At 64.4% G+C, this 21,484-nt stretch carries 20 protein-coding genes; 6 read left to right on the top strand and 14 right to left on the bottom strand.

The window, feature by feature from the left end:
• Positions 1-119: 119 nt before the first annotated feature.
• Complete coding sequence (locus RRU_RS19380) at positions 120-2,138, bottom strand: PAS domain-containing hybrid sensor histidine kinase/response regulator (protein ID WP_011391503.1); 2,019 nt, start codon at positions 2,136-2,138, stop codon at positions 120-122.
• A 285-nt stretch (positions 2,139-2,423) separates the two neighbouring features.
• Here RRU_RS19380 and RRU_RS19375 point away from each other — a divergent pair, with 285 nt between their 5' ends.
• From RRU_RS19375 to RRU_RS19365, 3 genes are all read left to right on the top strand, one after another.
• Positions 2,424-2,897 carry an Hsp20 family protein gene (locus tag RRU_RS19375; protein WP_014626654.1) on the top strand — a complete coding sequence of 158 codons (474 nt, stop codon included), beginning with the start codon at positions 2,424-2,426 and terminating at the stop codon, positions 2,895-2,897.
• A gap of 141 nt (positions 2,898-3,038) precedes the next feature.
• Positions 3,039-3,293 (top strand): DUF1150 family protein, encoded by a 255-nt coding sequence (locus RRU_RS19370; protein ID WP_011391501.1) that lies wholly within the window; start codon positions 3,039-3,041, stop codon positions 3,291-3,293.
• A 223-nt stretch (positions 3,294-3,516) separates the two neighbouring features.
• Positions 3,517-8,028 carry a hypothetical protein gene (locus tag RRU_RS19365; protein WP_011391500.1) on the top strand — a complete coding sequence of 1,504 codons (4,512 nt, stop codon included), beginning with the start codon at positions 3,517-3,519 and terminating at the stop codon, positions 8,026-8,028.
• 126 nt (positions 8,029-8,154) lie between these two features.
• Here the strand turns inward: RRU_RS19365 and RRU_RS19360 are convergent, their stop codons facing one another.
• The 13 genes from RRU_RS19360 to RRU_RS19300 form a co-directional block, all read right to left on the bottom strand.
• Positions 8,155-8,586 carry a DUF302 domain-containing protein gene (locus tag RRU_RS19360; protein WP_011391499.1) on the bottom strand — a complete coding sequence of 144 codons (432 nt, stop codon included), beginning with the start codon at positions 8,584-8,586 and terminating at the stop codon, positions 8,155-8,157.
• A 132-nt stretch (positions 8,587-8,718) separates the two neighbouring features.
• The gene (locus tag RRU_RS19355) at positions 8,719-9,933 is read right to left on the bottom strand and encodes an argininosuccinate synthase (RefSeq protein ID WP_014626653.1); all 1,215 of its coding nucleotides are present in this window, start codon (positions 9,931-9,933) and stop codon (positions 8,719-8,721) included.
• 104 nt (positions 9,934-10,037) lie between these two features.
• Positions 10,038-10,676 (bottom strand): DUF4276 family protein, encoded by a 639-nt coding sequence (locus tag RRU_RS19350; protein WP_011391497.1) that lies wholly within the window; start codon positions 10,674-10,676, stop codon positions 10,038-10,040.
• Positions 10,670-11,854, bottom strand: coding sequence for an AAA family ATPase (locus RRU_RS19345; RefSeq protein WP_011391496.1), 1,185 nt, complete (start codon positions 11,852-11,854; stop codon positions 10,670-10,672). The genes RRU_RS19350 and RRU_RS19345 overlap by 7 nt, the downstream gene beginning before the upstream one ends.
• 83 nt (positions 11,855-11,937) lie before the next feature.
• Positions 11,938-13,041 (bottom strand): redox-regulated ATPase YchF, encoded by a 1,104-nt coding sequence (gene ychF / locus RRU_RS19340; protein ID WP_011391495.1) that lies wholly within the window; start codon positions 13,039-13,041, stop codon positions 11,938-11,940.
• 3 nt (positions 13,042-13,044) lie between these two features.
• Positions 13,045-13,776 carry an aminoacyl-tRNA hydrolase gene (gene pth, locus RRU_RS19335; protein WP_011391494.1) on the bottom strand — a complete coding sequence of 244 codons (732 nt, stop codon included), beginning with the start codon at positions 13,774-13,776 and terminating at the stop codon, positions 13,045-13,047.
• Positions 13,777-13,803: 27 nt separating this feature from the next.
• Entirely contained in the window at positions 13,804-14,436 is a 633-nt protein-coding gene (locus tag RRU_RS19330; protein ID WP_011391493.1) for a 50S ribosomal protein L25/general stress protein Ctc, read from the bottom strand.
• 146 nt (positions 14,437-14,582) lie between these two features.
• Positions 14,583-15,155, bottom strand: coding sequence for a DUF2889 domain-containing protein (locus tag RRU_RS19325; protein WP_011391492.1), 573 nt, complete (start codon positions 15,153-15,155; stop codon positions 14,583-14,585).
• An 80-nt stretch (positions 15,156-15,235) separates the two neighbouring features.
• Positions 15,236-15,682: a CBS domain-containing protein gene (locus tag RRU_RS19320; protein ID WP_011391491.1), complete on the bottom strand. Its 447-nt coding sequence runs from the start codon at positions 15,680-15,682 to the stop codon at positions 15,236-15,238.
• A gap of 129 nt (positions 15,683-15,811) precedes the next feature.
• Positions 15,812-16,042, bottom strand: a complete 231-nt coding sequence (locus RRU_RS19315) for a transporter associated domain-containing protein (protein WP_162470671.1) — start codon at positions 16,040-16,042, stop codon at positions 15,812-15,814.
• On the bottom strand, positions 15,970-16,704 hold the full coding sequence (locus RRU_RS19310) for a CBS domain-containing protein (RefSeq protein WP_014626651.1): 735 nt from the start codon (positions 16,702-16,704) through the stop codon (positions 15,970-15,972). Before RRU_RS19310 ends, RRU_RS19315 begins: the two co-directional genes overlap by 73 nt.
• A 22-nt stretch (positions 16,705-16,726) precedes the next feature.
• Positions 16,727-17,884: a 3-dehydroquinate synthase gene (gene aroB / locus RRU_RS19305; RefSeq protein ID WP_011391488.1), complete on the bottom strand. Its 1,158-nt coding sequence runs from the start codon at positions 17,882-17,884 to the stop codon at positions 16,727-16,729.
• Positions 17,881-18,447: a shikimate kinase gene (locus tag RRU_RS19300; RefSeq protein WP_011391487.1), complete on the bottom strand. Its 567-nt coding sequence runs from the start codon at positions 18,445-18,447 to the stop codon at positions 17,881-17,883. Before RRU_RS19300 ends, aroB begins: the two co-directional genes overlap by 4 nt.
• Before the next feature lie 236 nt (positions 18,448-18,683).
• Here RRU_RS19300 and RRU_RS20160 point away from each other — a divergent pair, with 236 nt between their 5' ends.
• From RRU_RS20160 to RRU_RS19290, 3 genes are read left to right on the top strand one after another with little or no spacing between them, the layout of a single operon-like run.
• Positions 18,684-18,818: a hypothetical protein gene (locus RRU_RS20160; protein WP_014626650.1), complete on the top strand. Its 135-nt coding sequence runs from the start codon at positions 18,684-18,686 to the stop codon at positions 18,816-18,818.
• Positions 18,805-20,499 (top strand): hypothetical protein, encoded by a 1,695-nt coding sequence (locus tag RRU_RS19295; RefSeq protein ID WP_011391486.1) that lies wholly within the window; start codon positions 18,805-18,807, stop codon positions 20,497-20,499. The genes RRU_RS20160 and RRU_RS19295 overlap by 14 nt, the downstream gene beginning before the upstream one ends.
• Positions 20,496-21,482, top strand: a complete 987-nt coding sequence (locus RRU_RS19290) for a site-specific tyrosine recombinase XerD (protein ID WP_011391485.1) — start codon at positions 20,496-20,498, stop codon at positions 21,480-21,482. Before RRU_RS19295 ends, RRU_RS19290 begins: the two co-directional genes overlap by 4 nt.
• Positions 21,483-21,484: the final 2 nt, after the last annotated feature.

The following is a 21,484-nucleotide window of genomic DNA, read 5'->3' as shown; positions in this document are numbered from 1 at the left end:
CCCCCGGTCCCCGGTCCACCCCGTCTCGTCGGCTGAGATATGTTTGTATGCGTGCGCGGCGGTTCAAGCCATGGTCTTGAGGGCGGCGTTTTGCGGAAATCAAACAAAGAGGGGGCCGCTCACGGCCCGCCGCCCGCCCCCCCTCCCGGCGGACCGACGGCCCGGGGATCGGCGCCCTCGCCGCCGGGCAGGCCATCATCCAGGGTCAGGCCGCCGGCGATGACATCGGCCAGGGCGCCGCGCAGAACCTCGGGCTTGACCGGCTTATGCAGCAGTGGCAGGCCGCTGGCGTCGGCTTCGCGCAAGCGCTGGGGAGCGGTATCGCCCGTCAGCAGCAGGGCCGGCACCGCCTGGGCGAAGTGATCGCGCACCAGACGAACCGCCTCGACGCCGTTCTCCCCCTTGCCCAGGCGGAAATCGCTGAGGATCACATCCGGGGCTGCGAGAAATCCCCCCGAACCCAGGCCCTCGCGCAGGCCGTCGAGATCGGCGAAGGCCAGCACCTCGCAATCCCAAGCCTCAAGAACCAGGGTCAGGCCATCAAGCACCGCCGGATCGTCATCGATCAGCAGCACGGTCAGCCCGCGCGCCGCCTGGGCCGAAACGCCGAGCAGCCCGTCCTCGGGGCGCTCGATCGCCCTGCCTTGCGGCCCGGGCAGGCGGATGGTGAAACACGACCCGCGCCCGGGCAGCGACCGCACCCCGACGCGGGCCCCCAGCAGCAGGGCCACCCGTTTGACGATCGCCAGTCCCAGGCCCAGCCCCTCGCCCTTTTCGCGGGCCGGGTTCTCGACTTGGTGAAAATCCTCGAAGATCAACCCGTGCTGTTCGGGCGCGATCCCCGGCCCCGTATCAAGCACCTGGATCTCGACGCCGTCGCCGCGCCGCCGCGCCCCGACCAGCACCCGCCCGCTCGGGGTATAGCGCAGGGCGTTGCCCAGAAAATTGCGCAGGACGATTTCCACCAGGGCCGGATCGGCATGGACGGCGGCGCTGGAGGCGACGGCGCGCAACGCCAGCCCCCGTGACACCGCCAGCGGCTGGAATTCCTCGCTCAAGCGGGCAAGCAGCCCGCCGATCATCACGTCGCGCGGCTCGCAGCGCATCAGCCCGGCATCGAGCTTGGAAATATCGAGCAGGGTATCAAGCAGCGCCGTCAAGGCGTCGGCGGTCTTTTCGATCTTGCCGATGATGGCGGCGCGCCACGGATCGTTTTCACGCCCGGCCAGCACCGAGATGAACATATTGAGCGCCTGCAACGGCTGGCGCAGATCGTGGCTGGCGGCGGCCAGGAAGCGGGTTTTCGCCCGGCTGGCGCGATCGGCCTCTTCCTTGGCGGCGCGCAGGCGGCCCTCGGCCAGTTGCTCCTGGGTGATGTCGCGCAGATGCATGACCACATAGGCGCGCTCGCCCACCCGGGGGCGCTGCAAGGTGGCGCTGACCAGCCCCCAGACCGTCGCCCCATCGGCGCCGACAAAGCGCAACCGCACGGTCAGCGACGGTTCGATCTCGGCGGCGAGGCGGCGGATCATATCAATGGCGATCTTGATATCGCCGGGGAAAACCACGGCGGCCAGATCGCCGGGATGGGCGGCGTCGATCCCCAGCAGGGCGCGCAGCATCGGGTTGACCATGCGGAAATGGCCCTCCGTATCGATCAGGGCCATGCCATGGCCGGCGGCATCAAAGGTGCCGCGAAAGCGCTCCTCGCTATCGCCCAGGGCCAGGGCCAGGGCGCGGGTGCCGGTGACATCGCGAATCCGCAAGATCACCGCCCGCGCCAGACGGTCCTCGGCCCGGCTTTCCGGCCGGCCGGCCGCCGCCCTTTCGATCAAAGGGATCATCCGCACCGACCACCAGTGACCATCGTGGCGATCTTCGAGGGTTTCGGCCACACAGCACGCGACCACCCGGGCCAGGGCGGAGCGCCGCCCCGTCGCCACATCGGGGGGCAACAGGGCGAAGGGATCGCAGCCCAGCGCCTGCGCCTTATCGGTCAACCCCAGGCGGGCGGCGCCGCGCCGCCCGGTCGAGATCACCCGTCCCGCCCCATCGACCACCATCAGGTCATCATCAAGGCTATCAAGAAGGTCCTGCACCGTCAGGGGCGGGTCTGGCTGCGGCGAGTCTGGGAGCATGGGGTGAACTCCGGAAGGACGGACCGGCGTCCCTTGTACCGCGGACGGCTTGGGATCGAAAGGTCGAGACCCTCCGAAATACCCGAAAGACTGCATTCTTGAGCCGAAAGTCTCTTATCGCCCCCCGCGCGCCGCCCTGTAACTTGACGCGGGCACCCGCCCAACCGACATAATAGGGGCAAGGTCGGCGCCCATTTGGGGCCGACCGGCATGGCGCCGGACCTGGGCCCACCCCGTCCTTTCGCCCATGTGTGCTCGCTCGACGACCCAAGGAGGAGGACGCAAGTGACCCGACTGTCCGTTTTCAACAGTCCGCTGCTGTTAGGCTTTGACCATTTCGAACGCGTGCTCGACCGCGTCGCCAAGACCCAGGCCGAGGGGTATCCCCCCTATAATATCGAGCAGGTCAGCGAAGTTGGCCTGAGGATCACTCTGGCCGTCGCCGGCTTCGCCGAATCCGACCTTTCCGTCGCGGTCGAAGACAATCAACTGGTCATTCGCGGACGGCGCCAACAAGACGACGCCGAGCGGATCTTCCTGCACCGCGGCATCGCCTCGCGGCAGTTTCAACGGGCCTTCGTCCTGGCCGAGGGGATCGAGATCATCGGTGCCAGCTTGGAGAACGGCCTGCTGCACATCGACCTAGAGCGGCCGATTCCCGAGCCCAAGGTCCGTCATATCCGCATCGACGCCAAAGGAAGCGGCGATCCCGCCGACAGCGCCCGTACCATCGACGTTTCCGCCAAAGACCGCGCCTGACAATCCACCCGCGCGTCCAACAGACGGCGGGGCGGTCGAACCCAAGGCGATTACCGGGCGTTAGACATCATAACCACCGCTAGAAACGCCCGAGGATCAAGCCAGAGGGATCACCGGATTCGGTCACAAAGGAGTCCCATCATGAGTGACAAGAATTTCCAAGAGTCCGCCGAGCACCCGGCCATTCCCGGCCCGGCCAATATCGAGGAACTGGCGGTCCTCGGCCTTAACGCCCTGGCCTATGCCCGGGCCGCCACGGCCGCCGATGCCCAGCAGCCGATCGCCGGCTTCACCATCCACGCCGCCAACGGCCTGCGCATCGGCTGGGCGCCCAGCCTGGATCTGGCCCATGTGGCCATCCGCCAGCACGATATGCAGCCGATGCCGCTGCACTGAGCGGCGACACCCCTTCGGCGCCTTTCGCTCAAGCGGGCCCGATCGGCCAGATCGGGCCCCGAGCCGCGAAGGATATGGGATAAGGTTGCTGCAAAAAAGCGATGTGAGCATTCTTAGCAAACAGCGCACAATCTTCTGGTGCCATGTAAAAATCAATGTTTGCTCTTTTACGGCGAGCGGGTCAGATTAAAGGATCTCAATCTTTCGGATATGCCCTCTCTTTATGCCGTTGCCTGATATCGACTTTAAAAACATTCGAGAGCACGGCGGCAGCCGCCATAGAGCGTTTGAGGAGTTGTGCTGCCAGTTTGCCTCTCTCGAGCCACGCGCCCCAGAGGCGGAACATTACCGCAAGGGCGCGGGGGCTGATGCCGGGGTAGAGTGCTTCACCCGTTTTCCAGACGGCCAAGAAACAGGGTGGCAGGTTAAGTACTATTGGGACGTACATAACCTGCTCCGCGACCTCGATTCAGCGCTCAACCAAGCGCTGACCAAACACCCGATGCTCACCCGTTACGTGGTTTGCATACCGTTTGACTTGTCTGACGCTCGAACGGGAAGAGGCAAGACTCCTCTGGAAAAATGGCAGGCTTGGCGCGACAGAAAGATAAAAAAGGCCACCGAATCAAGTCGTCGCTTAACCATTGAGTTGTGGAATGCCAGCACTCTGAAAGAACGCCTTACTCGTGAACCCTCACAATACGCCGGAAGAACTTTTTACTGGTTTAACCAACAACTTCTTACGGTGGCGTGGTTCCAACAAAAATTTGAATCGGCTGCGGCTGACCTTGGCAACCGCTACACGGCCGATACAAGTGTCACTCTCCCGATCCGCCGGGCCTTACTTGGATTGGCGCGTGACCCAGACCTCCACCGCCAGATGGAGACCTGGGTACGGGATATTTTCCGCCACGGACGGTCAGCAGTTCAATCGGCCACGCTCCTGGCCGAGGTCACCGCTCCCTTACCCGCAGATTTCGCTCAATCCCTACTATCGCTCGAAGCAACCTTGCCGTCGGAGCCGCCGACCGCATCACACTTTTATCCGCTTAAGCAATGCCGGGACGCCTTGAATGCCGCCGCGCGCGCATTAGAGAGAACATTCGCTTGGCTATATAACAACGCGGACGGCGTTAAGGATGCCAAGGACCGTCGCGACAGGGCATACCGCGACCTCAGGGAATTGCACAACTCAATTCACAGCATGAGCCTTGAATTGGAAGGAGAAAGCTGGGCTTACGTCAACCAGAGCCAGATCCTCGTGCACGGAGGTGGGGGCGTCGGCAAATCACATCTGCTCGCCGACGTGGCGGCCTACCAGATCGAACGTTGCCGGCCGGCGGTGCTGTTGCTGGGGCAGAATTTCACCGAGGGCAATCCATGGGATCAGATCCTCCGTGAGCTGGATATGCCAGCAGGGACAAGCACACAGCACTTTCTCGGCGCTCTCGATGCTGCAGCTCAGGCAGCGGGTGTCAGGGGACTAATCCTTGTTGACGCGCTCAACGAGCGGAAAGGCACGGCCTTATGGCCTAGCCGGTTGGCGGGTTTTCTCAAGCAGGTGGAGGCATTTCCGCATCTTGGGGTGATCTTGTCCTGCCGCACGACTTATCTTGCACACGTCATCCCCGACTCGCTAACCGAGGAGGTTCTGCCCCGGCTGGAGCACCACGGCTTTGGCAGTAAGGATGCGCGTGCATACCTGAAGGCCCGTGGTTTTGTCCTGCCGGGTGCGCCGGTGCCGGCACCTGAGCTGAATGTCCCGCTGTTCCTGAAAACCCTTTGTGACGCTCTTGAAAGAAATCAGCAGCGCGAGTTCCCACGCGGCATGACCGGTGTGACGGCAATTTTTTCCTTCTACCGTGATGCCGTCCAAAGTTTTGTGGAACGACGTCTTCAACTGGACACCCGCCGGAAAATCGTCAAGAGGGCAATCGAAGCGCTGGCCGAGGCGATGGCCTGGGGAGTAACAGAACGTCTCCCTGTGGAGCAGGTACAACCCCTGTTCGACGCCATCTTGCCTTCTCAGGCGGACCGGAATCGCGATCTCCTTACTCAGCTTGAGAGCGAAGGCATGCTGACGGTGGAGGTTGACGACGACGGGGCCGAAGTCGTTCGCTTCACTTTCCAGCGCTTCAGCGACCATGTGATCGCTGCTCGTCTGATAGATGTTCATATAGGCGCCGCCAGTCCCGCTGCCGCCTTTGCCGCGGATGCTCCGCTGCTCCGGTATGTCACTGAACCATTGGCATGGGAAATGGCGGGGGTAGTTGAGGCTTTGGCTGTGCAGCTTCCCGAACGTTTCGGACAAGAACTGCCGGACCTGTTGCCGGCAAAGACCTCTTACAGCGTCCAAGAGGCTTTCCGTGAGAGCCTGCTCTGGCGCGCGCAGCAGAACTTCACACAGAGGACGCTAGACCTTGTGCACCGGATTTTAGGTGAGAAAGAGGTTCTGAGTATCCTGCTGCATGTGGCGACCGAGCCGGACAACCAGTTCAACGGCCTTTATCTTCACGATCAATTGAAGGCATGGCCGATGCCGGAGCGGGATGCGAAATGGTCCATCCCCATCTCGTTAATCGGAGCAGATGAACATTCCCCGATTATGACGCTTATCGAATGGGCCTGGAGCAATGGCTTCGACGTCATCGAAGATCGTCGCGCTGAGTTGGCGGGCATCACCCTAAGCTGGTGCCTCACCACTTCGAACCGCACTGTACGCGACCGCGCCACCAAGGCGCTATCTTCTCTGATGGCAAAGCGTCCCAATCTGGCCGCCAACCTGTTGGCGCGGTTCTGGGAGATTGACGACGACTACCTGCGCGAACGCCTTCTGGCGGCGATCTACGGCGCGTTGCTGCAGGGGATGATGGATGAGGGCACGATCGGCACTCTGGCCCTGGCGGTATACACGACACTCTTCGACGCCGGGGCACCGCCGCTCAATACCTTGATCCGCGATCACGGCCGGGGAATCGTGGAGTATGCGTTGTGGAGGCAGTGTTTGCCGCCTGAGGTCGACCTGACGAAAGCGCGTCCCCCGTACCGCAGTCCATGGCCGCTGGAGCATATCCCCAACGAAATCATCGAGAATTATACCGACACATACGGATCGGGAGCCCGTTATTCCGACCAAATTGTCAGTTCTGCCGTCCAGGATGGCGATTTCGCGCGCTACGTGATCGACAGCCACGTTAGGAATTGGAGCCCTGCACCGCTGGGAGTAACAAGGCTGCCAAGCGACCCTGAAGTTGGGCTGTCATGGTTAGCCGATTTCAGTGCCACGGCATCGCCCGAAGCTGTCACCGCCTTCATGGAGATGGCAGAAAAAGCAAAACTTCTTAATGGCCGCGGCCGTTGGGAACAGACGCCAGAGCGAGAAGCTTTTGAGGAAAGCGAGCGTGCCTTCCGCAGCACTATCACCAGTGACGCGTGGGAAGACTACCGGGTGAGCATCCAGCCATGGATAGCGAATGGAATGGGCTCATGGGCTGGTCGAAGCACCGCCCTGTTTAACCAGCGTTGGGCTCGTCGATGGGTTTGCATGCGCGCCCATGATCTCGGCTGGTCCGAGCAACTGCACGGGGCCTTTGACCGTGGCCGACAGATCAGTCACGGCAGGATGTCTCATTCTGTGGAGCGTATCGGCAAAAAATATCAGTGGCTTAGCTTGTATGAACTAGGAGGTCGTTTGGCCGATAACTGCGCCTTCATCGGAGGAAGAAACGCTGGCGAGGCGCCCGGATCTTATCCCGGAGAAACCTGCGGTAGCCTGCGAGACATAGACCCATCTCTCCTTGCCGAATCGGCCCAGGATGACGGGGGGACCAGATTCGATGAACCGGTGTGGTGGTCACCCATCCATCCAGTGCTGAAAGCGTCGACCCCGACCGAGCGCCTTCAATGGCTCCATAGCCAGGATGGCATGATCAATGACGTCCGCTGTATCGACGTTGCTGGGCGGGATAGCGGACGTTGGCTCGTTCTGCACAGCTTCACATCTGTTGGCGAACGGCCGTGGGGAGATGACGAGCGCGGAATGGATAGTTGGGCGCGCATCAATTGCGTTGTCGTCAAGCGGAGAGACCTGAGCCGTTTGCTGAGAGGGCTCCAGACAAAGCGCCTCAGTGACCCGCACGCCCTGCCGTTCATCGAAATCTACGGCCACGAACACTACATCGGCGAGTATCCATGGCACACATCATTCTCCGATTTTTCGGACTGGGAGGAACCGGGGGACGGGTTGGGTTCCCTTCCCACGGCCGCTCGACCCACAGTCACTGAATACACCTGCGAGCGCGGCGGATATGACGGCTCTATCGATGATGCAATCCGGGTCGAGATGCCGGCGCCATGGCTGATCCGTGACATGGAACTCCACATGTCAGATGGCCGGCGGCCAACGTTCCTCGACAGGGCTGGGTCGATTAGATTTTTTGATCCAGCCTTGACCGAGCAAGGCCCACACGCGGCGCTAGTGGACCGCGAAGCATTCCTGCGAACCTTAGACAAAGCGGGGTTGGCACCGGTGTGGGTGATTGCTGGGGAAAAAAATGTGTACGGCGGTGACGGAAAGGGCTTCGGTGGTCGTTTGAACTTCACAAGCCTGTACTGGCAGCAAGACGGAGATTGGGAAATAAAGCATTACACGTATTTCGAGCCACCCGCGAAAAAGCAGGTGGAGACGCTGTTCGGCGGTCCAGTCCCGTCATGGGTGCCTGTTTGCGAGGATTAGCGACCAGAGGGGAGGGCGGGGGGGGGCCCAGCCATTCAACTCCCCTCCTCACAGGTTGCAGTCCTCAGCTGCTAAGACAGCGTCGGCGCGAGACCCTATGATCCCTGCGGGATCCGGTCCCAATCGTTAAGCCGCTTCGGCGGGATCAAGCCCCAGGCGGTCGACCACCCGGCTCAATTGGCCGCGGATCTCCTGGGCGACATGGATAAGGCCGACATTGTCGATCGCCATCATCGCGGCGACAGGGTCGACGGCTGAAATCTCGATACGCCCGGCATCGGCTTGGCCGGCGGGAATTTCGCGCACCACCACGTTACAGGGCACCATCAGGCCGATGCGCGGTTCCTCGTGGAGCGAGCGCAAGGTGAAGCCCGGGTTGCAGGCGCCCAGGATCAGATAGGGCGGCAGATCGGCATCAAGCCTGGCCCGCAGGGTGGCGGCGACGTCAAGGGTGGTCAGAATGCTAAAGCCGTTGTCGGCCAGGGCGCTGGTCACTTCGGCCACGGCATCGGCAAATCCGCCCGAACCGCCATACAGGGTGGAGATGTGATAGGTCATGACAACGCCTCCCGCTGTGGTTTTATAATTAAGGTCTAATTTACATCAGGCGGGGCGCCCTGTGAACCCGGTCAGACGAAAGGCCCCTCGCGAGAGGGGCCTTTGCTTAAGTCTGGCACGCAGCGACCGCGATCAGCTGTCGCGGGCCATCTTGCCCAGACGCAGACGCAGGGCGTTCAGTTTGATGAAGCCTTCGGCGTCGTGCTGGTCATAGACGGTGTCTTCCTCGAAGGTGACATAGTCCATGCGATAGAGGCTTTTCGCCGCCTTGCGGCCGACGACGCTGACATTGCCCTTGTAGAGCTTCAGGCGGGCGGTGCCGGTCACCGTCTGCTGGGTCTGATCGATGGCGGCCTGCAGCATCAGGCGCTCGGGGGCGAACCAGAAGCCGTTGTAGATCAGCTTGGCATAGCGCGGCATCAGCTCGTCGCGCAGGTGCATGACCTCGCGATCAAGGGTCAGGCTTTCCACGGCGCGGTGGGCGACCTGCAAGATGGTGCCGCCCGGGGTTTCATAAACGCCGCGCGACTTCATGCCGACATAGCGGTTTTCGACCAGATCCAGACGGCCCACGCCATGGCGGCCGCCGATCTCGTTGAGCTTGGCGAGCAGGGCGGCCGGGGTCAGCTTTTCGCCATCGATGGCCACGGCATCGCCGCGCTCGAAATCGACCTCGATGTACTGGGCCTTGTCGGGGGCGGCTTCCGGGCTGACCGTCAGGCGGAACATGTCCTCGCTGGGCTCGGTCCAGGGGTTCTCCAGGGCCTTGCCTTCATAGGAGATGTGCAGAAGATTGGCGTCCATCGAATAGGGCGCCTCGCCGTGCTTGTCCTTGGGCACGGGGATCTGGTGGCGCATGGCGTATTCGATCAGCTTGGTGCGGCTGTGCAGATCCCAGGTGCGCCAAGGCGCGATGATCTTGATGTCGGGCTTGAGCGCATAGGCGGTCAGCTCGAACCGCACCTGATCGTTGCCCTTGCCGGTCGCGCCGTGGCTGACGGCGTCGGCGCCGGTCGCCTCGGCGATCTCGACCAGACGCTTGCCGATCAGCGGCCGGGCGATCGAGGTGCCCAGCAGATAGACGCCTTCATAAAGGGTATTGGCGCGGAACATCGGGAAAACGTAGTCGCGGACGAATTCCTCGCGCAGGTCCTCGATGTAGATCTCCTTGATCCCCATCATCTCGGCCTTCTGGCGCGCCGGCTCCAGTTCCTCGCCCTGACCGATATCGGCGGTGAAGGTCACCACCTCGCAGTCGTATTCGTCTTGCAGCCAACGCAAGATGATCGAGGTGTCCAAACCGCCGGAATAGGCGAGAACAACCTTCTTCACGTCACCTTTCTTCATGGAAAGCGCCTTCTTGACCATGGGAGGAATGCAGCCGGAACCCAATCATAAGGTCCCGGGTACAAAGGGAAAAAGCAAAAAACCGAGGAACGCGCCGGACAAGGTCATCGGGGGTCCCTTTTGGGGTGATCCATTTTGGTCTTGAGGTGGGCGACGAAGCGCGCCGCCCAGGGCGAGGCCGCCACAACCTTGGCCGGATCGATCGCGGTCAGCAATTTGAAGGAATGCGCGCCCTTATCGTAACGCCCCTTGGTCTCGCAGGTCTTCGTCGCCCGGGCAAGGCCGTCATAAACCCGCTGTTTCAACCAGGACTCGAGAGGGGCGCCGGTGGCGGGCAGGGCGTTTTCCTTGAACTCTTTCCCAAAGAAACTCTTGAGGGTCTCCCGGTCGGCCACGAGCCAATACTCCATGCATTGGACCATCAGGTGGCAATCCTCGTCCCTCGCCCCCTCTGGCTTATCCCATCCGTCCTCTTGTCGCTGTTTCAGATGTCGCCAGGGTTGCCACGTGTCGGGCTTGCCGGCCTGGATGTCGGGTGCCACCGGACCTTCGCTATCGACCAGCAAAACGGCGTCTTCACGGTTTTCAAGGGCGATACAATAATCGTCATAGGCATTATGGCGGCTGCCGCAGACCATGATCCGGGGCTTTTTGGACAGACCGGCGCGGCTGAGGAAGGTGGCGAAAGCCTGCCGGCAGGCGGCTTCGTGACCGCCACCGCCCTCGACGAACAGTTTCACCATCGCGTGCCGCCGATTCCACCACGGGTCCAAAGCTCGCCCAGGCGATATTTCGCCAGCCAGGGCTTGAGCGTTTCGCCATCAAGCCGGGTCAGGGTGGTTCCGTTTTCGTTTTTTTCGGCGATCAGCACGGCTTCGGGCCGATCGGTCATGGCGTCGACCAGCCCGTCGGAATGGGTGGTCACGATCACCTGGGTCCGTTCCGACGCCTCTTTGAGCAGATCGGCGAGGGTCGGCAGAATATCGGGATGGAGCCCCAATTCCGGCTCTTCGATACACAGAAGCGGCGGCGGCGCGGGATCGAGAAGGATGGCCAGCAAACACAGATAGCGTAGGGTGCCATCGGAAAGCCGGCTCGCCGGGATGGTAAAACGCCCGCCTTCGTGGAAAAAAATCTGCGAGGTTCCGCCTTCGATCGTCACGCCGTAATCATCGATTCCCTCGTAGAGAAGGCGAAGGGCTTCCAGGAAGCGTTTCTTGAGCGCGGGCTTATTGCCCAACCGCTGCAGAACCAAGGCCAGATTGCCGGCGCCATAAGGGTCGAGATAATCGTTGCGAAGATCGGTCTTCTGGTCTTGGCGTGGCGGGCTCTGCGGCCCCATGGTCCACTCGCGATAGCAGCGCATTGTCGGAAGGACCGCCCCGAGGGAAGTAAGTTCGGGGTATTGATGGGGATCCTTGCGCTGGGCCAGGATAGATTGGGTCGGATCGATCTCACTCGGAATGACAAAGGACCAAGCCTTAATCTCTCCCTCATTGGCTAGGAGAGCTCTGAGAGCACCGCGGCCATCCTTGAAATGGTACGGGGGAGGCGTCTGAGCACCTTCAGCGGCTTCCTCTTCGATCCGTTCCTCGATGATCTCGAAATGCTGACCGACCACCGTGAAGCGCAGGGCATACCGCAGGCCGCTCAAGGGGCCTTTTTCGTCGAAGACACTCTCAATGGTCGCCACCGGGGGGATTTCGCCCCCCTTCCACAACCAATCATGGATACCGCCCTCCCTCCGAAAGAAGGCGGGCGCGTCCTTTGGCAAGGCGCGAAACAGCTCGATCGCCGCGATCAGGTTCGATTTTCCCGAACCATTGGGGCCGATCACCACATTGAGCGGGCGAAGCTCGATGGTCTCGGCCGCCTCGCCGAAGCTCAGGATATTGGTCAGTTTGATCGATTTGATCAGCACCGCGCCCTCCTTCAGCCTAGCTTAAAACGGCCGTGTTCAGATGCTTGGCCGACCTCAACGATGCCGAGATCGGCCAATAGTCCTTAGACGTTGAAGCGGAACAGGAAGACGTCGCCGTCCTGGACCACGTAGTCCTTGCCTTCCGAGCGCATCTTGCCCGCTTCCTTGGCGCCGCTTTCGCCGCCCTGGGCGATGTAATCGGCATAGGCGATGGTTTCGGCGCGGATGAAGCCGCGTTCGAAATCGCTATGGATGACGCCGGCGGCCTGGGGGGCGCGCGACCCGCGCCGCACCGTCCAGGCGCGGGCTTCCTTGGGGCCGCAAGTAAAGAAGGTGATCAGCTCCAGCAGGTCATAGCCGGCGCGGATCACCCGGGTCAGGCCGGTTTCCGCGAGACCGAGGCTTTCCAGGAACTCGGCCTTCTCGGCTTCTTCTTCAAGCTGGGCGACCTCGGATTCGATGGCGGCGCTGATGACCACGGCCAGGGCGCCTTCCTTGGCCGCCTGATCGGCGACCTTGGCCGACAGCGCGTTGCCCGAAGCGGCCGAGGCCTCCTCGACATTGCAGACGTACAGCACCGGCTTGGAGGTGAGAAGCTGAAGCTGGGCGAACAGCTTGCGCTCCTCGGCATCGCGCGGGGCGACGGTGCGCGCCGTCTTGCCCGCGCGCAAGGCCTCGAGCGCCGGCTCGATCACGCCAATCAGCGCCTTGGCGTCCATATCGCCGCCCTTGGCCTTCTTGGACAGATTGTAATGGCGCTTTTCCAGGCTTTCCAAGTCGGCCAGCATCAGCTCGGTCTCGACCGTCTCGGCATCGCGCAAGGGATCGACCGAGCCATCGACATGAGTGATGTCGCCGTCTTCAAAGCAGCGCAGCACATGGACGATGGCGTCGACCTCGCGGATATTGGCCAGGAACTGGTTGCCCAGCCCCTCGCCCTTCGAGGCGCCGCGCACCAAACCGGCGATATCGACGAATTCAAGCTGGGTCGGCACCTTATTGGCGCTTTTGCCGATCTCGACCAGGGTATCAAGCCGCGGATCGGGCACCGCCACCCGCCCGACATTGGGCTCGATGGTGCAAAAGGGAAAATTGGCCGCCTGGGCGGCGGCGGTCGAGGTCAGGGCGTTGAAAAGAGTCGATTTGCCGACGTTGGGCAGACCAACGATGCCGCATTTGAATCCCATGGCTCAGCCGTTCCCTTTCTGGCTTTTACGGTCGAGGGCCTCGGCGAGCGCTGCGGCAAGACCCGTAGGAGAGGGGGGTGGGGCGCCGACCTCGGCCACCGATCCCCCGGACGTGCGCGCCTCCCCCTCTTTGGGTTTGGCCGTCGCTAGCGGCTTGGCCTTTTCGGCGGGCCGGGTCTGGGCCGCCACTTTGGACATGAAATCGGCCGGCCGGCCTTCCAGCATCAGGGCGAAGTGATCGGCCACCGCGTCAAGCATCGGCGCCAGCCAGTCTTCCTCGGCCTTGGCGAAATCGCCCAGCACGTAAGTCAGAACCCGGTCCTTGTGGCCGGGATGGCCGATGCCCAGGCGCACCCGCCAGAAGGCCGGGCCAAGGTGGGCCTCGATATCGCGGATGCCGTTATGACCGCCGGCGCCGCCACCTTGCTTGACCTTGATCTTGCCCGGGGCGAGATCAAGCTCGTCGTGAAGCACGATGATGTCTTCGGGGGCGATCTTGTGAAAGCGGGCGGCTTCCCCCACCGCCTGGCCCGAGGCGTTCATGAACGTCTCGGGCGCCAGCAGCAGCAGGCGGGCGCCGGCGATCTGGCCGTCGGCGACCTGGGCCTGGAACTTGCGCCGGAAGGGTCCGATTCCGTGCCGTCGCGCCAAGGCGGCGACGGCCATGAAGCCGACGTTATGGCGATTTCCCGCATAGCGGGGGCCGGGATTGCCCAGTCCCACCACAAGCTTCATCGCAACGGATCCTTCCGGCAGAGGACGTTACGCCGCGGGAGTGGCGGCGGCGGCGGCGGCTTCCCCGGCGGCGGCTTCTTCAGACTTCAAGCCCGACGGAGCGGCGATCGTGCAGATGGTGAAATCGCGCTCGGCGATCACCGGACGCACGCCCTCGGGGATCTTGACGACGCCAACGTGGATCGAATCGCCGACTTCGGCGCCGGTCAGATCGACTTCGAAGAAGTCGGGCAGGGCGTCGGGACGGCCATGGACCTCGATCTCGTGACGCACGACATTGAGCACGCCGCCGCGCTTCAGACCCGGCGAGGCCGTTTCATTGATGAAGTGGACGGGGATGGCGACCGTGACTTCCGTATCCTTGCCGATACGCAGGAAGTCGACATGGATCGGCATGTCGGTGACCGGATGAAACTGCACGTCCTGCACCATCACGCGGTGGGTCTCGCCGCCTTCGACCGTGAGGTCGAACAGGCGCGACGAAAAACCGGCCTTGCGCATTTCGGTGTGGATCAGGCGGGGGGCCAGGGACAGCAGGACGGGATCTTGCCGGCCACCATAGATCACGGCCGGAACCTGGCCTTCTCTACGTGTGGCGCGGGCTGCCCCCTTACCTGCCCGGTCGCGACCCTTCGCGGAAAGGGTACCGATGTCAGACATATGACTGCTCCGTAAAAAACGTTGTCCTGTCGACCTGGCCTCCAGGGGTGCCAGCGCCGATCACGCCGTCCGGATGTCCGGCGGCGAGAGGGGATCCGTGTACACCGCCCAGCCGGGGATGGCAAGGAAGCAAGGGCGCCAATCCCTCACCCGCCGGCCCTGTTTTTCGCCGGCACGGCGTAATCGGGCCATTCGCGGGCAACCACCGGGCCGTCCATGCGCAGGGCGTGGCAACTGTTGAGCAACGAGAACACGTCCTCGTCGGCCTTGCCCTCGTCCTTGCGCCGGGTCGTGCGCGCTTTCAGCAGGGTCTGGAAAGCCACCGTCGACAGCGGCCCCAGAAGCTCCACCAGATGGGTGCAGCCCTCGGCTCCGCCCAGACGCTCGCGCACCTTGCCGCGAAAGCCCGGCCCGATGGTCAGGCCGACCAGCCGCTGGAAATGATCCGCCACCTCCGGGCATTGGTGGAAGGGGGCGTGATCGGTGGCCGCCGCCACGGCGTGGATGCGCAGATCAAGATCGATGGTCAGGCGCAGCCCCATGCCATGGAGGGGTTCGCCGGCGGCGATGCCGTTGCGGTCGTGATTGGCGATGTCATAGGTTTTGGTATCGACCAGATGCCCTTCGATATCCCACAGACCATCGTCGCGTTCGTAGCCGACACAGTCGATGGTGCGGTGGTGAAGGGGCCGGCGGGGCGCCGGGGTGGGCAAAGGCATGGACGGGGGTGCTCCAAAAACAAGGCAAGCCGAAGCGCCGCCCCGACTTGCCCGTGCCAAAAAAGAAACAAAGGGGGATATCAGCTGATGCCGTACTGCTCCCCGTAAATGAAGGATTCGTGGGTCTTCATGTCGCGTTCAAGCTGGTCGGTCACCACCGCGTAAAGATCGCGAATCGAGACCATGCCAACCACTCCCTCTCCATCGACCACCGGCAGATGGCGATAGCCGCGGAGGCGCATCATGCGCAGGGCATCCTCGGCCGTATCCTCGGGGGCCAGGGTATCGGGATCGGGGGTCATGATCGCCCTCGCCATCACGCTGTCGGGATCGCCACCTTTGGCGACCAGCCGGGCGGTGACGTCGCGTTCGGTGATAATGCCCTTGAGGACACCGTCCTCCATAACGACGACGGCGGCGATCTTGTTATCGGCAAGGGTCCGCGCGACCTCCCGCGCCGTCGTCTCGGCCGAGACGAAAAAGATGGTTTGATCCCGCACGACATCGGGAACGATCCTGCGTTGCATGGCCCTTGCCTCCCAGCGATCCGGTTCAGTCCGATCTGCCCTTAATCCAGAAGGTAATCCCACCGGAAGGGTCGAACAAGAAGCAGCGGCAGACAAAAAGCCAAGAAAACGCCAGGATCTGGACAAGGTCTATATTTCCGGGTCTTTCCAGGGGTCTTCCGGTCGAACGGGCGGCGGAAGAATCTTGATCTGGGAAATCCGGTTTCTCACGCGTTTGACCACCTCGAACGTAAAACCATGGAAGCGGAAGACCTGTCCGGCCTGGGGAATCGACCGCGACTCGCGAATCACCAGACCGGCGAGGGTCGCCGCCGTCTCGTCGGGCAGGCTCCAGTCGAAGCGCCGGTTGAGATCGCGCAGCGAGACCTCGCCGTTGACCAGGAAACCGCCATCGCCCTGGGGCGGACACCGCTCACGCTCACATCGTGCTCGTCGGAAATATCGCCGACGATCTCTTCCAGGATATCCTCCAGGGTCACGATGCCGCGCAGGGTGCCGTATTCATCGACAACCACGGCGAAATGCTCATGGCGCTGGCGAAAGGCCTGAAGCTGGCCCAGCAGGGTGGTGGTATCGGGAACGAACCACGGCGGCGCCGCCAAGGCGGCGGCCCGCAGGCTGTCGATCGGCCCGGTATGGGCCTGAACGGCGCGCAACAGGGCCTTGGTGTGCAGTACGCCGATGATGTTGTCCTTGCGCTCGCGCCACAGCGGCATGCGGGTGAACGGACTGGCCAGCACCTGCTCGACGATCTCGCTGGTCGCCAGATCGGCATTAACCGAGGCGACATCGGAGCGGTGGACCAGGACATCGCCCAGTTTGACATCGGCCAGATCAAGGATACTGCGCAGCATCGCCCGTTCGTTGCGCACCAATCGGCCCGAGTCGGGCGAGGCGTGCTGATCGATCGCCCCGCGCAGATCCGACAGCGCCTCGGCCGAAGATCCCTTGCCCGGTTTGTGGCGCCGGCCGCCGCGCCAAGCCCTTAGAACCCGACCGATGCCCTTGCCGATGACCACCATCGCCCTTTGCCCGGCCCCGCCCTCAGGGCGCCACGGCGGCGCGCAGGGTGGCGAGCACGCTGGCCGTATCGGCCTCGCGCCACAGCAGCGACCGGCCGATGCCGCGCGCCAGCACGAAGGTCACCTTGCCATCCTCGACCTTCTTGTCGTGATCCATCGCCGCCAGCAGGCGCTCGGCGTTCCAGGCCGGGGCACCCTCGAGACGCCGGGGATCGGTGGGCAGGCCGACGTGATCAAGATGGGCGCGCAAGCGGGCGGCGTCGGCGGGCGGACACAGCCCCAGGCGCACCGACAGATCAAGGGCCATCACCATGCCGAGGGCCACCGCCTCGCCATGGAGCAAGGTGGGACCAAAGCCGGTTTCGGCCTCCAGCGCGTGGCCGAAGGTGTGGCCAAGGTTGAGCAGGGCGCGGCGTCCGCCTTCGCGTTCGTCCTCGGCGACCACCCGGGCCTTGGCGCGGCAGGCGGTCAGAACGGCGTGGATGCGCGCCCCGCCGTCACCGGCGATCAGGGCGGAGCCATGCTCTTCAAGCCAGTCGAAGAAGGCGGGATCATCGATGACGCCGTATTTGACCACCTCGCCATAGCCCGCCAGCAATTCGCGGCGGGGCAGGGTATCCAGCACGGTGGTGTCGGCCAGCACCAGACGCGGCTGGTGGAAGGCGCCGACCAGATTCTTGCCATAGGCCGTATTGATGCCGGTCTTGCCGCCAACGCTGCTGTCGACCTGGGCGAGCAAGGTGGTGGGGATCTGGATGAAATCGACGCCGCGCAGCAAGATGGCGGCGGCGAAGCCGACCAGATCGCCGATCACCCCGCCGCCGAGGGCGAGCAGGGTGGTCGAGCGCTCGAACCGCGCCGCCAGCAAAAGATCAAGCAGCTCTTCAAGCTGGGAAAAGCTTTTGGTCGCCTCGCCGGCCGGCAGCACGACGTGATCATGGGCAATGCCCGCCGCGCCGAGGGAGGCCAGCAAGGGATCGAGATGCAGCGCGGCGACGGTGGCATCGGTGACGACGAAAACCCGGGGCTTGCGCAAGAGGGGGGCGATCAAAGCCCCGGCGCGGCCCAGCAAGCCCGGGCCGATATGAATGGGATAGCTGCGCTCGCCCAGGGAAACGGTCAGAACGGACGACTGCAAGGCGGGGTCGGCGGCGGCATCGGCGGCTGTGTCTGGGCTCACGGGGCGGTCTCCGCATGGTCGGCGAGGTAGGAAAGAAGGCACGAGCGCACCCGCAGGGCGGAGGCGTCCTGGCTTTCGTCAAGGGCATCGAAAACGATATCGGCCTCGGCATAGACAGGATGACGCTTGGCCATCAGCTCGGCCAGTTTTTCGCGCGCGTCGCCGTTATTGAGCAGCGGCCGGTGGGTTCGTCCGGCGGTGCGGGCGACCAGAAGATCAAGATCGGCGCGCAGCCACAAGGATAACCCGTGAAGGCGGATTAGGGCGCGGGTGTCTTCGGCCATGAAGGCGCCGCCGCCGGTGGCCAGCACGCAGGTGCGCCCCGCCAGCAACCGGGCCATCACCCGCCGCTCCAGGGCGCGGAATTCGCTTTCGCCATAGGTGGCGAAGATCTCGGCGATGGTGCGTTTGGCGGCGCGCTCGATCTCGACATCGGCATCGACGAACGGCACCCCGGCCATCTGGGCCAGACGGCGGCCGATACAGGTTTTGCCCGCCCCCATCAGCCCGACCAGAACCAGGGTGCGCGGCAGTGCCAGGGTGTTTTCCTCGGCTTCAATCATTCGGCCAATCCCTCTCATCGCCACCCCCCGACGAGGGGCGCGGATACGGACGGCGGGCGACGTTGATCGCCCGCGACGGAGCCGGTACACTGCCTTCCTCTCGCCATGGTCGGGACTAAATACAAGGTTTGGCGGGTTTACGGTAGGGGCAATGGCCCCTTTCGGCCCCCGCCCGCCGCCGCCGCATGCCCTTGTGTCCCGGCCTCTCAACCGGCCCCTCAACCGGAAAGCCCCCCATGCGTTTCATGATCCGATTCATTCTCCTGGCTGTCGTGCTTGGCGTTATCGCGCTGGGCGTCACCCTGGCCGGACTTGATGGGGCGCCGCCCCGCCAGACGGTGGAAAAGGTTATCCCGAATGACCGGTTCTAAACGAGTCCGCCGTTTCGCCGCCGCCCGCCGCCGCACGGGACCCGTGGCTTGCGCCCTGGCCGTGGCCGGCACCCTGATCGCCGCCGCGCCCGGTCTGGCCCAATCCCCCTATCCGTTGACGCCGGGCTCGGCGGGAAGCCGCTCGGCCGGGGCGCCGCCGCTCGCCGGGCCCTTCGGTGCGGCCCGCCCGGGACGCCAGGGCATCCTCATGCAGGATCTGGGGGCGCCCAGCGCCGATGGCCTGGGTCTGCTCGCCCCGGCCGAAGGCGGCTTGGGACCGGCCCTGTGGCAGGGCCTCGGTCTGCAAGGCGCCCTGGCTCTGCTTGATGGCCTGCCCCCGGCCCTGGCCTCGCGCGCCATGGCCGATCTGACCCGCCGATTGCTGCTCAGCTCGGCCAATCCGCCGGCCGCCAGCGGCGCCGCGCCCGCCGATAGCCTGCTGCTGCGCCGGGTCGATCTGCTCGGCCGCTATGGTTTCCCCGCCGAGGTGGTCGCCCTGGTCGAGGCTTTGCCGGCGCAATCCCTGACCCCGGCCCTGGCCCGCCGGCGCGCCGAAGCCCTGCTGATACAAAGTCACCCCGAGCAGGCCTGCCAGCCCACCGCCAATCCGCCGCCGACGGCGACCCCCTTGGCCGTCGAGGATGACGTTTTCTGGCACAAGCTGCAGATCTTCTGCCAGCTGCAGGCGGGCAAGCCCGAACAGGCGGCTTTGGGCATGGCGATGCTGCGCGAGCAGGGCATCAAGGACGAAGGCTTCTTCATCCTGGCCGAGCGCATGGGCAAGCTGGCCAAGGGCAAGCCGCGCAAGCCGACGGCTTTCGACGCCCTGACCATCGCCCTTTATCGCGGCGCCGATCAGCCGATTCCGGCGGAAGCCGCCTCGCCCCCCACCCCCTGGCTCGACCGGGCGATCGCGCTCTCGGCGCCAACGCCGCCGGCACAGCGGCTGGCCAGCGCCGAACGGGCCGAAGCCGGCGGCGCCTTGCCCGCCGATGCCCTGGCCTATCTGTATGGCGACACCCCGATCCGCGCCGCCGACCGCACCAAGATCCTGTCGACCCTGCTGACCGAGGGCACGCCCCTGGCCCGCGCCCAGGCTTTCCAGGCCGTGCGCGCCTTGCGCGATCCCGTGGCCAAGGCCAATGCCGCGGCCGAGTTGCTGCGCGGCCTGCGCCAGCGCGATGGCGGGCTTTATCTGTCGATGGTCCGCGCCCTGCTGCCGTCGCTGCGCGAGATGCTGGTGCTTGATGGGGCCTTGGCCGCCGCCCCGGAGATCGCCCGGGCGTTCTATGGGGTGGGCGACATTCGCGCCGCCGGCCCCTGGGTGCGCCTGCTTCAGGCCAACAGCCGCGACCTGTTTCGCGGGCAGGGCGGTCTGGCCTCGCTGGTGACGATGGACCGCCTGGCCAACCAAGGCGACATCGACGGCGCTTTTCCGGCCAATCCGGCGGCGATCCTGATGAACCCGGCGGTGTCGCTTGACCGCCTGGGCGCGGCGGCGGCGCGGCGGGCGACCGGCGAAACCGTCCTGCTCGCCCTGTCGACCCTGGCCGGGGTTGGCGGTCCGACCAAGGCGCCGCCGGGGGTGCTGCGTCAGGTGGTCCTCGCCCTCCAGGGGGTTGGCCTGAATGATGCCGCGACCGCCATCGGCCTGGAGGCCCTGGCCGTCCAGGCGCCATGACCACCGCCGAGTCCGGCGACACGGCGCCAAGCAGCCGCGGACCGTCGCTGGCGGTCCAGGCCGAGGCTTTCCTGGAGATGATGCTGGCCGAGCGCGGCGCGGCGCGGCGCACGGTGGAAGCCTATGGCCGCGACCTGCGCGATTACGCGGCCTTCCTGCGCGAAAAGGGCCTGGACGGGCTGACGGTGTCGCGGCCGACCCTGCGCGCCTATCTGGCGACGATGGCCGCCGCCGGACTGGCGCCGCGCAGTCAGGCGCGCAAGCTGTCGTGCCTGCGCCAGTTCCACGGCTTTCTGGTCAGCGAGGGCCGCCGCCCCGACGACCCCACCATTGGCCTGGATTCGCCGCGCCTTGGCCGACCGCTGCCCCGGGTGCTGTCGGAAGCCGAGGTCGACGCCTTGCTGGTGGCGGCCGAGGCCGGCGAAGGGGCGCGCGGCCTGCGGGCGCGGGTGCTGCTGGAATTGCTCTATAGCACCGGCTTGCGGGTCTCCGAGCTGGTCAGCCTGCCGCTGTCGGTGGCCAACCGCGATCCCGAAACCATCCTGGTGCGCGGCAAGGGCGACAAGGAGCGTCTGGTGCCCCTTGGCCTGCCCGCCCGCGCCGCCCTGCGCGACTGGCTGATCGCCCGGCCGACGACCCTGCCCGCAAGCGGCGCGGCGCGGCGCCGGGCCGACCGCTTCTTGTTCCCCTCCTCGGCGGCGGAAGGCCATCTGACGCGCGACGGCTTCGCCAAGATGCTGGGCGAGTTGGCGCTGCGGGCCGGCATCGATCCGGCCCGGGTTTCCCCCCATGTGCTGCGCCATTGCTTCGCCAGCCACATGCTGGCCCATGGCGCCGACCTGCGCGGCGTGCAAACCCTGCTCGGCCACGCCGATATCGCCACCACCCAGATCTACACCCACGTCCTCGACGACCGCCTGACCACCCTGGTCCGCACCGCCCACCCCTTGGCGCGGCTCAAGGGGGAGGGAAATAATAAATAGAT

Source organism: Rhodospirillum rubrum ATCC 11170 (assembly GCF_000013085.1).
In the GTDB taxonomy this organism is placed as follows: domain Bacteria; phylum Pseudomonadota; class Alphaproteobacteria; order Rhodospirillales; family Rhodospirillaceae; genus Rhodospirillum; species Rhodospirillum rubrum.
Note: the sequence above shows the minus strand (reverse complement) of the source record. Positions and strands in the feature narration are given on the sequence as shown.